The 13,247-nt window shown below is 73.4% G+C and carries 11 protein-coding genes; all 11 read right to left on the reverse strand.

The window, feature by feature from the left end:
- Positions 1 to 61: 61 nt before the first annotated feature.
- From ACZ7BZ_RS00885 to ACZ7BZ_RS00935, 11 genes are read right to left on the reverse strand one after another with little or no spacing between them, the layout of a single operon-like run.
- Positions 62 to 1,426: a M1 family metallopeptidase gene (locus tag ACZ7BZ_RS00885; protein ID WP_470356464.1), complete on the reverse strand. Its 1,365-nt coding sequence runs from the start codon at positions 1,424 to 1,426 to the stop codon at positions 62 to 64.
- A 54-nt stretch (positions 1,427 to 1,480) separates the two neighbouring features.
- Positions 1,481 to 1,966, reverse strand: a complete 486-nt coding sequence (locus ACZ7BZ_RS00890; protein WP_470356465.1) for a nucleoside 2-deoxyribosyltransferase — start codon at positions 1,964 to 1,966, stop codon at positions 1,481 to 1,483.
- 5 nt (positions 1,967 to 1,971) lie between these two features.
- On the reverse strand, positions 1,972 to 2,649 hold the full coding sequence (locus ACZ7BZ_RS00895; protein ID WP_470356466.1) for a class I SAM-dependent methyltransferase: 678 nt from the start codon (positions 2,647 to 2,649) through the stop codon (positions 1,972 to 1,974).
- A 22-nt stretch (positions 2,650 to 2,671) separates the two neighbouring features.
- Positions 2,672 to 4,528: a hypothetical protein gene (locus ACZ7BZ_RS00900; protein WP_470356467.1), complete on the reverse strand. Its 1,857-nt coding sequence runs from the start codon at positions 4,526 to 4,528 to the stop codon at positions 2,672 to 2,674.
- 52 nt (positions 4,529 to 4,580) lie between these two features.
- Positions 4,581 to 5,921 (reverse strand): MFS transporter, encoded by a 1,341-nt coding sequence (locus ACZ7BZ_RS00905; protein WP_470356468.1) that lies wholly within the window; start codon positions 5,919 to 5,921, stop codon positions 4,581 to 4,583.
- The gene (locus ACZ7BZ_RS00910; protein ID WP_470356469.1) at positions 5,918 to 7,324 is read right to left on the reverse strand and encodes an ATP-grasp domain-containing protein; all 1,407 of its coding nucleotides are present in this window, start codon (positions 7,322 to 7,324) and stop codon (positions 5,918 to 5,920) included. Before ACZ7BZ_RS00910 ends, ACZ7BZ_RS00905 begins: the two co-directional genes overlap by 4 nt.
- Entirely contained in the window at positions 7,321 to 8,502 is a 1,182-nt protein-coding gene (locus tag ACZ7BZ_RS00915; RefSeq protein ID WP_470356470.1) for a DegT/DnrJ/EryC1/StrS family aminotransferase, read from the reverse strand. Before ACZ7BZ_RS00915 ends, ACZ7BZ_RS00910 begins: the two co-directional genes overlap by 4 nt.
- A complete protein-coding gene (gene blsG / locus ACZ7BZ_RS00920; RefSeq protein WP_470356471.1) occupies positions 8,499 to 9,659 on the reverse strand; it encodes an arginine 2,3-aminomutase in 1,161 nt (386 codons plus the stop codon). The genes ACZ7BZ_RS00915 and blsG overlap by 4 nt, the downstream gene beginning before the upstream one ends.
- A 34-nt stretch (positions 9,660 to 9,693) precedes the next feature.
- Positions 9,694 to 10,734, reverse strand: coding sequence for a CGA synthase-related protein (gene blsF / locus ACZ7BZ_RS00925; RefSeq protein ID WP_470356472.1), 1,041 nt, complete (start codon positions 10,732 to 10,734; stop codon positions 9,694 to 9,696).
- Positions 10,722 to 11,723 carry a cytosylglucuronate decarboxylase gene (blsE, locus tag ACZ7BZ_RS00930; RefSeq protein ID WP_470356473.1) on the reverse strand — a complete coding sequence of 334 codons (1,002 nt, stop codon included), beginning with the start codon at positions 11,721 to 11,723 and terminating at the stop codon, positions 10,722 to 10,724. The genes blsF and blsE overlap by 13 nt, the downstream gene beginning before the upstream one ends.
- 55 nt (positions 11,724 to 11,778) lie before the next feature.
- Positions 11,779 to 13,020, reverse strand: a complete 1,242-nt coding sequence (locus ACZ7BZ_RS00935; protein WP_470356474.1) for a hydroxymethylcytosylglucuronate/cytosylglucuronate synthase — start codon at positions 13,018 to 13,020, stop codon at positions 11,779 to 11,781.
- Positions 13,021 to 13,247 lie beyond the last annotated feature (227 nt).

The following is a 13,247-nucleotide window of genomic DNA, read 5'->3' on the forward strand; positions in this document are numbered from 1 at the left end:
GGCGGACACTGTAGGAGCCGGTGAACGGGCCTGGCCATCGATTAACGGAGAGGGGGCGGGTTCAGTCGATTCGGTGCTCGCGCCAGAACGGGGTCAGGTCGACGCGGGTCGCGGCCTGGGCGGCGGCCTTGAACTCGGCGGTGGTGGAGACGCCGTACCAGTGCGCCCGGGCGTAGTCGTGCAGCAGGGCGGACATCGTCTCCGGGCCGATCAGGCGGCGTAGTTCGTGCAGGGCGCAGGAGCCGCGGTCGTAGATGACGGCCTCGTAGCGGTCGGGGTGGGTGTCCCAGTAGCTCATCGGGCCGGTGAGGCGCTCGTCGGCGCTCTGGAAGGGGGTGGCGGCGGTGCATCCTTCCTTGGTCCTGCCCAGTTCCACGTCCATGGCGTACTCGGCGAAGGACTCGTCCAGCCAGGGGGCGTGGTACTGGTCGTCGCCGACGATGCCGTACCACCACTGGTGTGCCAGTTCGTGGACCACCGCGGAGGGGCGGATACGGTCCAGGACGAGCCCCGGGTACTCCATGCCGCCGAACTCGAAGGCGTCGTCGAGGACCGTCGCGATGTCTCCGTACGGGTAGGCGCCGTAGCGGGCGGAGTGGTCGTCGATGGTGTGCAGGGAGAGGTCCAGCATCGCGCGGGCGTCGTCCGCGGTGACGTTGGCGACGGAGTAGACGGAGACCCGGACGCCGTCCGCGGAGCGGCCCTCGACCCGGTGGAACGGCCCTGCGGCCCAGGCGAATTCGCGGACCTTCCGGGCGCCGATCCGGGTGCTGGTGCGGCCCGGCTCGCCGGGGGTGTCGACGGCCGTGCCGGTGGCGGGGACCAGCACGTCGGTGGGGTGGTCCAGGGTGACGGCGAAGTCGGAGGCGAGGCCGTAGAAGGACTCGCCGAGCCGGCTGTACGGGTCCAGGTGCCAGCCCGCCTCGTCGCGGACGGCGAGGACGGGCAGGGCGTTGCCGACGAAGCTGTAGGCGCCGTCCCGGCCGAACCGGTCGATGCCGTCCGGGACGTCGATGGCGAGGTCGAACTCGACCGTGGCGGTGGCGCCTTGGGCCAGCGGACGGGCCAGTGGCACGCGCAGGGCGGTGCAGTCGACCTCGGGGGAGCCGTCCAGCCCGGTGATCCGGACGGACGGGGTCGCGCAGCCGCCGCGGAAGTTGTCCCAGAGTCGCAGGTACAGCTCCTGGAGGGGGTCGGGCGAGGTGTTGGTGAAGGTGATCCGCTCGTGGCCGCGCCAGTGGGCGCCGGTGGCGTCACTGCGCAGGTCGACGGTGTAGACGGGGGCGTCGGGGGTGCGGGCCGGGTCGGCGGCGGCGAGGCCGGGCGGCGCCGGGATCACCGGAGCGGCCGGGGCCGCCGCTACCGGGGCGGCGGCCACCGACAGGAGCACGGCGAGCACGGCGAAGAGCGGGAGGGGGCGTCGCACGCCGTGAACTCCTGTCGGTGGCAGGGCGGTTGGGGTCGGGGTGGAGCAGTGGGGTCAGCCGCGGTGCCGGGCCAGCACCCGCTGGACCGCCCGGTCGACGGCGGGCAGCGCGGTGGCGAGGTCGGTGTAGACCACGTCCTCGACCGTCGCCACCGTGTGCAGGCCCTGGACCAGGAAGGTGTACTCCCGGCCGCGCTCCAGCAGCAGCACGATGGGCTTGCCGAAGGCGCTGGCCCAGCCGATCTCGATGTGGGTGCCGGGTGAGGCCGGGGAGCCGGGCAGGGCGACGAACACTTCGGCCTTGCGGATCTCGTCCTGGTCGAGCGCGGTGCACTGCTCGGGCCGCATCAGCTCGGCGCCCCAGGCCTCCCGCCGGTGGGCGTTGTGGACGGCGATGTCCTGGGCCTCGAAGTGCTTGATCAGCAGGTCGAAGGGGGCTCGGGCGTCGGCCGGCATCTCGCCGGTGGCCGGGTCGAGCAACTGGATGAAGGGGCCGGCCAGGAAGAGGGAGCGCGGGGTGGCGCCGGTGGGTCGGGTCATGGCGTTCAGTCCTTCAGGAAGCACTGGATGTAGGCGTCGCCGCTGGTGCCGTAGGTGTACTCGGTGGTGTCGTACGCGGTGTACTGGTGGCGCTCCACCCGGATCCGGCGGAAGTGCGGGGTGTACTGCCAGCGCAGTTCGGGCTTGGTGCTGAAGAACGGGATGAACACGCCGCCGGGGCGCAGCACCCGGACCACCTCGGGCATGGTGCGGGCCCACAGCTCGGTGTCGGTCCACACCTCCATGTCCAGGGCGGGGTCGAAGAACATGCCGTCGACGCTCTCCGAGGGCAGCTCGAAGATCCGGCGGAAGAAGTCGCCGCGCTCGATGGCCAGGTTGGCGGGCAGCTCGGGGTGCTGGGCCCGGAACAACTCCTCGACCTCGTCGAAGAGTTCGAGCACGGTGTGGCTGCGGGTGCCCGGGTTCCCGGCGATCCGCAGGGCGGACAGCCCGAGGCCGAGGCCGACCTCGTAGAAGTCCTGCCCGTACTCGCACAGCAGGTCGGCGCTGGCCCACATCAGGTCGCGCTCCCAGGCCTGCATGGCCTGCTCGCCGCCGATGCTGAGGGTCACCTCGCCGTGCTGCTCGATGAGTCGGATCTCCGGCTTGCCGGTGGGGGAGGCGGGAGTGGCGGGGGTGGTAGGCGTGGTGGGGGTGGTAGGCGTGGCGGGGGTGGTGGTCATGGCACTGTCCTCGGGTCGGGGGTCAGCGGGGCAGTACGCCGAAGTGGCGCCGGGCCGTGGAGACGGCGAGGTCCTGGACGGCGAAGACGGTGAAGTAGTACGCCTGCGGGGCGGTGTCCGGGGCGAAGCGGATCCGGAAGCCGACGTCCTGCGGCTGGCCGCCGACCGCCCGCACCTTCGCCAATTCCGGCTCGACGGTGGCCTCCTCGCGCAGGTAGCTCGGGACGAACAGGCCGAGCCGGACCGGCCCGCCGCGAGGGGCGGTGAGGACGGCGCGCACCTCCAGCACCTCGCCCTGCCGGACCTCGTCCGCGCCGTACGCGAGCAGGGCGGGCGCCTCGGGCAGCCGGAAGGTGACGTCCCCGCAGCGCATGCAGACCGCGCAGGTGGTGTCGAGCACGTTCGGCAGCAGGCCGCGCCGGGTGAACTCCTGGGAGGGCCGGCCGCAGTGGCAGGTCACCTCGCGGACCTCGGGATCGAGCGAGCTGCGGTCGCCGAAGTGCGCCGGGTAGTTCATCAGCTCGTCCTCGGGGTTCGCCGCGACCTGCCCGGCGATCACGTGGTCGAGCGACTGGAGGTCGGCGGTGAGCGAGCTGCGGACCTCCTCGGCGGACTGGTCGGCGAGGTGCGTCGGGCGCGCCACCCAGAGGTCCACCTTGCGGGCCAGTTTGGTCAGGCGCGGCCGCAACGCGTGGTTGTGCGGCAGCAGTTCGGAGCCGAGTAGGGCGGTCAGCCGGCGCCCGACCGTGAGCAGCAGCGGATCGGGGCGGTGCTCGGCGAAGGCGGGCGGGGCTGCCGCCGGTGCCCGGTCCGGGAGCCCGAAGCGCAGAAAGGCCGGGTACGGGTGCGAGCCGGCCAGGCTGGCGTTCAGGGTGTCCACGGTGTCGCCGCCGACCAGCGCCGAACGCATCCAGGCGACGTTCTCCGGCCGGTCGGAATCGTGCACCGAGACCGCCGCGACGACGGTACGGGCCGGGCCGTCCAGTGCGTTGAGCAGCAGTTGGTACTTGGGGTCGTAGAGCGCGAGATCGGCCAGCGGCCCGCTGTTGCAGGCGCTCAGCACCACCTCCACGGCCGGCACCCGGTACAGCGGGACGAGCTTGTCCTCCGGCTTGTAGCAGGGCAGTCCGTACGCGCAGCGCGGGCCCAGCAGGCCGGGCCGGGCGGGCGCGGCCGGGTTGAGGCCGCAGATGGTGAACTCGCCCAGGTTGACGCTGTCGTCCTTGCCGTGGCCCTGGAAGGCGACCTTGCGCCAGCGGCTGCCGAGGATCGCGGACTGGATGTCCACCCGCTCGAAGTCCCGGTCGTCGAAGACCTGCACTCCGGGCAGGTGCGGCGGCCGGTCGGTGTCGGTGAACAGGCCCAGCGCCGCCACCTCCTGGTCCGGAACGGCGTACTGCTTGGCGATGCTCCAGGCCAGTGAGGCGGCGTCGCGCCCGCTGAGCAGGGTCAGCGCGTGGGTGCGGGTGCGGTAGGTGGCCAGCAGCAGCGAGCGCACCGGGTCGAGGGTGAGTCGGTCGTAGCAGCCGACCAGCAGCAGCCCGCCCGGGTGGTCGCGCAGGAAGGCCGGGGCGTCGGCGAGCTGCTCCTCGGCCAGCCAGTTGTCGGCGAGCGGGCGAACCAGGTCGGCGAGGCCGTCCGGGAGCTGCTCCGCGCCGAGAAGGACTCCGTGGTCGAGGGCGCGGGGGTGCTGGAGCGCCGTGTAGAGGCGGGCAGCGAGTTCGACGCTCTGCGCGAGGTCGTCCCGGCCCTCGACCGGGACGGGGACCTGCGCATCGTCGGGTACGTCGCGGAACTCCAGGAACTCGAGGAACTCCTTGACGGCGGTGGGGAACTGGGCGAACTTGACCGGCCGGAACAGCGGGCCTGCGGACTTCATCGTCGGTGACCTCGGTGACCTCGGGGACGGGCGGGGAGGGTGGCTCGCATGGTCAGGTGGTGCGCTCCGGCTCGGGGGCGGCTCCCACCGGTGCGGGTGCGTCGGCGTCGGCCCCGGCGGTGGTGGCGGTGGTGGCGGTCGTGCGGGAGAGCAGCGGGCGGCAGGCGAAGGCCAGGACGGCCGCCGCCAGCGCCGTGCCGAAGGCGACCGCGAACACCCCGCGCGGCCCGAGTGGCTCCACCAGTAGCCCTCCGGTCTGCTGGCCCGCCGCGTCGCCCAGCACTGTGGCCAGTGAGGCCCAGGTGAAGGCCTCCGCCAGCGAACGGCCGTCCGCCACCGCGCCGACCAGGGTCATCTCGACCGCCGACACCAGCGCGATCGGCGCGCCGCCGACCGCCAGCGCCAGCGCCAGGAGCGGCTGGGAGGTGGCGGCCAGGGTCAGACCGGTGCCCAGTGCGTACGCCAGCACCAGGCGCGGGAAGCGCACCGGCGCCGGGACGTCGGACTGGGAGCGGCCCAGCCAGACGGCGCCCAGCGCACTGCCCACGCCCCAGCAGGCGTAGACCGCGCCGGTGCCGCCGGGGGACCCGTGGGCGGAGACGAAGGCCGGGATGGCCAGGGTGAGCAGCCCGATCGGCACCGCGCAGGCCGCCATCACGGCGGTCAGCGCCAGCATGGCCGGGCTGCGCAGCGGGCCGAGCAGGTCGCGGCGCCCGGTGGAGGGCGCGGGGTCCGTCCCGCTGGGCAGCCGGACCAGGGCCAGGCCGAGCGCGCCGGTGCCGCCGAGCGCCGCCACGACGGTCAACGCCAGCGCGGCGGATCCGGCCAGCATCAGCGCGGCCAGCATCAGTGGCGCCCCGATCACCAGCACCTCGGCGAGGACCGCCTCCCACAGGTAGGCGGTGTCCCGCTCGGTGTCGGCCAGCGGGAGGCGGGCCCAGAGCGAGCGCATGCAGGCGTTGGCGGGCGGCAGGGCGATCCCGGCCAGGGCGACGACGACCAGCTGGGCCCAACTGCCCGGCCTGGTGGCCCAGGCGAACGCGGTGAGGGCCGTCGGGTAGAGCAGGCCGGTGGCGAGCAGTACGGGCCGGCGCCCGGTGCGGTCCAGCCGCCGGGCGACCAGCGGACCGCCGGCCGCCATCCCGGCGGTGTACAGCGCGCTGGTCAGCCCGGCCTGGGCGAAACTGCCGCCCTGCTCGCGCACCACCAGGACGGTGGCCAGCGACATCAGGTAGACCGGTAGCCGGGACACCACGCTCCACCCGGCCACGGCCGGGACGTGGGGGCGGTGCAGCAGGGCGCCGAGGCGGCGGGCCAGGGTGTCGCCCGCCGGGGCCGGCGGGCTCGGCGGGGTGGGAGCGGGTGCGGTCCCGTCGGTCGGAGTGTCGCTCACCGGGCGCCTTCCATCGCCGGGCTCCCGGCTGCGCCGCCGCCCGGGACCGCGTCGCCGTCGGCTGTGCCGCTCCGGGCCGGGCCCTCGGCCGTAGCGCCCTCGGCCGCCGGGCCGTCCGTCGCCGGGCCGTCCGTCGCCGGGCCGAGCTCGATGGTGAACGCGCCGAGCACCTCGCGCATCCGCCGTTCCACCTCCTCGATCGAGGCGCCGACCACATGGACGTACCCCGAGGCGTTGTGTGAGGCCCGCCGGGCGGACACCGCGTCGCCGACACCCACCTTGAGAACGGCCTCGACCACCCCGGGGACACGCAGCAGTTCCTCCGTCGGAGTGATCCGCCGGACCGTCCCGGAGCCCGGTAGCGGCAGCAGGAGGTCCCCGGCGCACTGGCGGCGGCGGTACTCGAGGGCCGGGCGGATGCCCCGGTAGACGTCCAGGGTGGCGCCGAAGACGTCGAAGCCGTACGCGTGCCCGTGGTTGGCCGGGATCTCGCAGCCGGCCAGCCGCAGGCCGATCTCCCCGGCGTAGAGCCGGCCGTCGATCAGGAAGAACTCCATGTGCGCGTATCCGTGGTCGATGCCCATGCCGGTGACGATCCGCTGCACCAGGGCGCGCAGGTCGACCGGCGGGGCCTCGTCCGTGCCGACGCTGATGTTGGCGTTCATCGCGCCGTCCACGATGTCCAGCGGGCGGCAGGGCATGGCGCTCGGCCAGGCGTCCAGCACCTCGCCCCGGTGGATGATCGCGCAGACCTCCCACTCGGTGCCCCTGAGGAACTGCTCGACCATCCAGTCCCGGGAGGTGAGGTCGATGCCGACCAGTGACCCGGGGCCGTCCAGCCGGTGGGTGTCCACGCAGGCGAAGGAGTCCACCGGCTTGAGCACCAGCGGCCAGCCGTGCGCGGTGGCGAACCGGTTGATCTCGGCGGCCGTCCGGACCCGCGTGAACTCGGCGGTTCGCAGGCCAAGTTCACGGAAGCGCTGCTTCATCTCGGCCTTGTCGCGCACCCAGGTGACCTGCCGGCTGCTCAGGTGCGGCAGCCCGGCCAGCTCGGCGAAGCGGTGGGCGAGGGCCTGGCGGGGCTCGCTCGGGTTGCAGAAGGTGGTCGGCGCTACGGGCAGTCCGTCCGCCCACGCGCGGTAGCGCGCCGCCTCCCGGGCCAGGGGCACGTCGGCGCGCACCCAGAAGGCGGGCAGGTGCGCGGTGCGGCGCAGGTGGTCCTCGGAGAGGTCGCCGCGCAGCTCCTCGAAGCGGAGCAGCACCAGGTGCTCCGGGAGGGTGCGGGCCGCGTACCGGGTGAAGGAGGACGGCCGGTCGTCCACCAGGAGCAGTACCGGCGCCTCGGACGGGGCGCCGCGTGCGGAGGGTGCTGCGGTCGCGGGGTTCGCGGGGTTCGTGTTCACACCGCCTCCAGCACGCGCCGGATCGCCTTGACCGCCACGGCCTGCTGCTCCTGCGGCAGTTCGGGGGACAGCGGCACGCACAGGGTGCGCTCCAGCAGGTCGCGGGTGCGGGCGAAGCCGTCCTGGCTGAGCGCCAGCGGCCGGCCCTCGGGGGCGAGGTTCCACGGGAAGCCGTCGGCGTACAGCGAGCGGCGGCCGGTCAGCACCGGGTGCTCGGGCAGCAGGTACTTGCCCAGCGTCCAGTTGGCGATGCCCTCGGCGGTGAGGGCGGCCACCGCGGCGTCGCGCAGTTCGCGGGACTCGCAGCGGAACCGCAGGCTGACCTTGACGTCGCCCCGGGCGCGCGGGAGCACCTGGAGGTCGGTGCGGTTGGGCAGGGCCTCCATCGCCAGGCCGTACATCCGCTCCAGGCCGGCCAGCACCTCGTCCAGGTGCCGGAACTGCTGGCACTGGATCGCGGCGACCTCCTCGCTGGTGACGAAGTTCTCGCCGTAGTAGGCGTCCTGGTCCCAGGTCGGGTAGCGGCCGGGAACGCGCGCCGAGCCGTGGTCGTGGTAGCAGCGCATCGCCGCCCAGGCCTGCTCGTCGTGGCTGACCACCAGCCCGCCCTCGCCGGAGGTGAGCACCTTGTTGTGGTGGAAGCTGTACACCCCGGCGTAGCCCGCCGTGCCGGCCTCCCGGCCGTCGGGGAAGCGCCCGCCGAGGGTCTGCGCGCAGTCCTCGATGACGTACGGCACGTTCTCGGGAAGGGCGGCGACCGAGCCCTCCATGTGGGCCACGACGACCCGCCGGGCGTCCGCCGGGAGGAGGGTGCGGTCCATCGACAACGACTCGTCGGCGTCCACCAGGACCGGGATCAGCCCGCAGGAGAGCACCGCGCCGGCCACCGCGACGAAGGTGACCGCCGGGATGTACACCAGGTCGCCGACCGAGGGGCGGGTGGAGATCAGTGCCAGCCGCAGCGCCTCGGTGCAGTTGTGCACGGCCAGGGTGCGGGCGACGCCGAGGCGTTCGCTCACCAGACGCTCCAGCCGGGAGGCCATGCTCTCCTGCTCGGTCTGGTAGCGGAACAGCACCTGGTGGTCGATCACCTCCCGCAGCTCCGCCATGTCCTGCCAGTCGAGGTAGTTGGCGCCGTACGGGAGGAAGCGCTGGCCTTGGCGGTCGTGGAGCGTCATCGGGCGTCGGCCTCCGTGATCGGGTGCGTGGCGGCGTCGACGCGCAGCTGCTGGCCGCGGAAGTTGTGCAGCAGCAGCCCGCCGTCGGGCGTCTCGGTGAAGGAGGGACGGGAGACCGGGATCTTGCCGATCTTCGTGGTCAGGACGTACTGCGGCACGCCGAATCCGGTGATGTGGCCCAGGAGGCCGTCCATGATCTCCCAGCCCTTCTCGACGGAGGTCATGAAGTGCGCGACACCGGTGACGTTGTCGCAGTGGTACAGGTAGTACGGCCGCACCCGGATCCGCAGCAGCTCGGTCATCAGCCGGCGCATGGTGGGCACGTCGTCGTTGATGCCGCGCAGCAGCACGGTCTGGTTGCCGACCGGGATGCCGTGGCGCAGCAGCCGGTCGACGGCGGCGGCGGACTCGGGGGTGATCTCCTTGGGGTGGTTGAAGTGGGTGTTCAGCCAGACCGGGTGGTAGCGGGCGAGCATGGTGCACAGCTCGTCGGTGATCCGCTGGGGGAGCAGGACGGGGAAGCGGGAGCCGATCCGGATGATCTCGACGCTGGGGATCGCCCGCAGGCCGGCGATGATCTCCTCCAGCCGGCCGTCCTGGTAGGAGAGCGGGTCCCCGCCGGTGAGCAGCACGTCCCGGATCTCCGGGTGATCGGCGATGTAACGCAGGTCCTCGTCGTAGGCGCCGCCCTCGTCGTCGCGGAAGTAGCTGCCCTCGAGGTCGGTGGTGTGGAACTTGCGGGTGCAGTGCCGGCAGTAGACCGGGCAGGCCTCGGTGACCAGCAGGACCACCCGGTCCGGGTACTTGTGCACCACCCGGTTGGTCCGCCGGTAGAGGGTGTCGCCGACCGGGTCCACCTCGGCGCCCGGGAACTCCAGCAGCTCCTCGGCGGCCGGGACGGCCTGCTGGCGGACCGGGCAGAGCGGGTCGTCCCGGTCCATCAGGGAGGCGTAGTACGGGGTGATGCTCCAGCGGTAGCGGCCGGCCACCCCGGCGATGGCGCGCTCCTCGTCGGCGGTCAGGTTGATCCACTGCCTGGCCTTCTCGGCGGTGTTGATGCGCTTGCGCATGTGCCAGCGCCAGTCGTCCCATTCGGCGGGGGTGGGCTGGGGCTCGACGGTGCTGAGGTTTCGTTCGGTTCGGGCGGTGTGGGACACGGTGGCTCCGTACGGGGAGGCGGGTGTCGGGCGACTAGAGCGGCGCGAGCAGCAGTTGGCGGACGGTACGGGCGACGGCCTGGGCGCCGCGCAGGTCGTCCAGCTCCGGGCCGAGCGGGGCCCACTGGACCTCGGGTGAGGGCGGCAGCCAGACGGCGGGACCGGCCGGGTGGGCGGGACCGGCCGGGGCGGCCGGTGTCGTTGAGGTGGCCGGTGCCGTTGGGCCGACCGGTGCCGTTGAGCCGGTCCGGCCGACTGGGTTCACCAGGTCGGCTGGGGCCGTCGGGCCCGCAGGAGGCGTCGGGGGCGGCGGTGCCGTCAGGCCCGTCTGGTCGAGGGTCGGGATAGGGACGAGCCGGGCGAGCTGCCCGGCCAGGGCCCGCTGGGCGGGGCCGAGCGGGGGCAGGAAGGAGAGCGGGGCGCGGCGGGCGCGGGCCAGCGCCAGCGCGGCCATGGTGGGGGAGGCGAGAAGGAGTTCGGATTCGGCGTGCCGGGCGTCGACGTTGGTGTCGGCGGCGCGGGCGACGCTCGCCCCGGGCCGGCCGGTGGCCGCGGCGCGGACCAGGTCGAGCGCGGTGTCGCAGACGACGGTGCAGCAGCCGGTGCGGCGGACGGCTTCGTCGATCAGGGCCGGCAGCCGGTCGGCGGTGAAGGACTCCGCCTCCGCCACGGGGACGCCCCAGAGCGAGAGCAGCAGCAGGGCACCGCGCCGGTCGCGGTTGCGGGTCAGCCTGGTCGGGGCGAGCAGGCCGGTCGGGCGGACGCCGGGCGGGCGGTCCAGCCAGTCGGGCCAGTGGGCGCGGGCGAGGGCACCGGGCGGGCCGGCGGCGGTGAACGGGGCCGAGGACAGGTGCAGCACCGGCACCCCGAGGCGGACGAGGTGGGCGGTGGCCGCCTCGTCGTCGCAGACCAGGGCGGCACCCGGCCGCCGGGCGTCGGGCTGCCGGGCGTCCTCGCGCCCGAGTCGGGGGAGGTCCCCGAGGTGGGCGGCGATCCGGCGCAGCGCGAGCAGGGAGTCCAGCTGCTCCTCGCGGCAGGTGAGCAGGACGGCGCGGCCGCCGGTCAGTACTGCCACGGCGTCACCGTCCCCAGTCGGGCGACGTCGTCGCTGTAGCCGGCCGCCGTGGTCGAACAGCCGCTGCACACCTGCGGGCCGCGGTCGCGGAAGTGGTCCGCGTGGGTCCGGAAGGCGGGGGTGTCCAGCAGGATGACCCCGCCCTCGCGCAGCGGTGCGCCGCCCAGGCCATCGCCGTCGTCCCGGTGCGGGATGCAGCTGCAGGCGTGCATCCGGCCGCGCTTGCCGTCGATGTAGATCACGTCGTCGGTGACGTGGCAGAGCGGCAGCGAGGCCCGGGGCGGGGTGGAGTCCTCGAAGTACTGCCACTGCTCCTCGGGGGTGTCCCCGTAGAAGCGCTTGCCCATCGGGACCAGGACGGCCGCCGGGTCGGCCCGGTACAGCGGGTCGCAGACGGCGCGCACGTGGTCCGGGTCGGGGTAGCGGATGGTGCGGTCCAGCTTGAGCGCCGACAGCTCCCACTGGCGGACCCCGGCGTCCGTCAACACCCGCTGGAGGGCTGGCATTTCGGTGTAGTTGTGCGGCCCGACCACGGTGTTGACGCGGGGCAGCACGCCGAGTTCGGCGGCCAGCCGCAGCCCGCGCAGTCCGGCCTCGAACATGCCGGGGGAGCGGCGGTAGATGTCATGGGTCTCGGCCGAGGAGCCGTCCAGGCTGACGATCACCTGGGCCAGCCCGGCCGCCGAGAGGTCCTTGGCGTACTTGGGGAGGAGGGAGCCGTTGGTGATGACCGACATCTTCATCCCGGCTTCGGTGCCGGCCCGGACCAGCGCTACCACCTCCGGGTGCATCAGCGGTTCGCCGCCGGTGAACCGGATGTACGCGACTCCGGCCGCGCGGGCTTTCGGCAGCAGTTCGGCGAAGTCGGTGGAGGAGAAGCGGAAGGTGTCGCGGGAGAGTGCGAAGTCGCACATGAAGCAGTCGGCGTTGCAGGCTTCGAGGATGCGGATGAACAGGTAGCGCGGGCGCGGATGCGTGGTGGGGGACACGAGGACACCTGGGGCCTTTCCGTCTGGGATCGATTCCGTCGGTGGCACGGGCACATCAGCGGACCGGATCGGCGGCCCCCGGGGGCTGTTCGGCCAGCAGCCGGACCAGGGCGTCGGCGACCTGCTCCGCGCCGGCCGTGCCGACCGCGCTGGTCAGCGCCGTCCAGTCGGTGCCGGGATGGTCGGTGGCCAGGCGCCCGAGCTGCTCGACCAGGGCCTCCCGTACGGGCGTCGCCGCCCGGTGGCGGCCGAGGTCTGCGGCGCGGGCGATGCCGCCGTAGATCACGTCGAGGGCCTTGCCCTCGCCGTGGGCGCGCAGTGCCAGCGCCTCGTCCTCGTCGAACACCTCCTTCGGCCAGCGCACGCGGGTGTCGGTGCCCAGCGCCTGGCTGTGGAAGCGGCCGTTGAAGATCTGGCTGAGGTTCTGCGGGGGCAGACAGATGGTGGGTGTCCCGAGCCGGCCCGCCTCCAGCAGGGTGGTGAGGCCGGGGGAGGTGAGCAGGACGTCGCACTCGGCGAGGCGGCGCAGGAACTCCTCGTGGGGCAGGGCGCCGACGGTGGTGGTGGCCGGGTGGGCGCAGGAGTCCACCAGCTGCGCGGCCAGCCAGGCGGGCAGGTTGCCCGCGATGTGGACCTCGCTGACCCCGCTGGCGGTGAGTGCCTCCAGGGCCGCGGGCAGCACGAGCTGGGGATAGCTGGCCCAGTCGGTGAGTTGGGGTGCGCGCAGCCCGCCGAGGCTGAGCAGGGCGCGCCGGGGGCGGGGTGTCGGCGGGCTGCCGCGGGCGGCTCCGCCGTCGGCGATCACGGCGTCCACCCAGCGGAGCCGGTGGACATCGGCCAGCACCCGGGCACCCTCCGGCGGCAGCGCCACGCACCGCTGGGCGCAGTAGACCTCGGTGTCCAGCGGGAGGTCGGGGCGGTCGCCGTCCGTCCAGAGGAACGGCAGGCTGTCCACGAACACCACCGGGACCCCGCAGGCCCGAAGCGCCTTCGCCAGGCCGCCGTCCAGCACCACCAGCGCCGCCTGCACGCGCTGCGTCCGGACGATCCGGGTCAGTTCCTCCGCCGACCGGTGCTCCGGCAGGTCGAACCAGCGCTCCACCGGGTGCTCGGCGAGCACCGGCCTGCCCAGCCCCGAGGCCAGCCCGATGAATCTCAGCCGGTCGCCGTCGCGGCCCCGGAGGGCGGACAGCACCGCGCTCAGCTTGCCGGAACTGCCCCAGCCGAACTCGACCCCGGCCACGGCGACCGTCCGGGTCTCCGTCCTCGCCGTCGTTGACGTCGTTCTCGTCGTCATCCGTACCAACTCCCCCGCCCGTTCCTGATTTCCTGTCGTTCCGTATTCGTACCAGGCCTGAGATCGTGGGTCGGTTCGACTACCTACGGAAAAACGGAAGCTAACCACCCCACTAGGTGAAATTGGTCTTCGGTGAATTGACGACGGGCAGTCAATCTGATGTACGCGCAACACGCGGGCAGGAACGTGCCTGCGCCCGATGGTCGAGGCGGCGGGCTGCAATGGGC

Source organism: Kitasatospora sp. NPDC036934 (assembly GCF_055608425.1).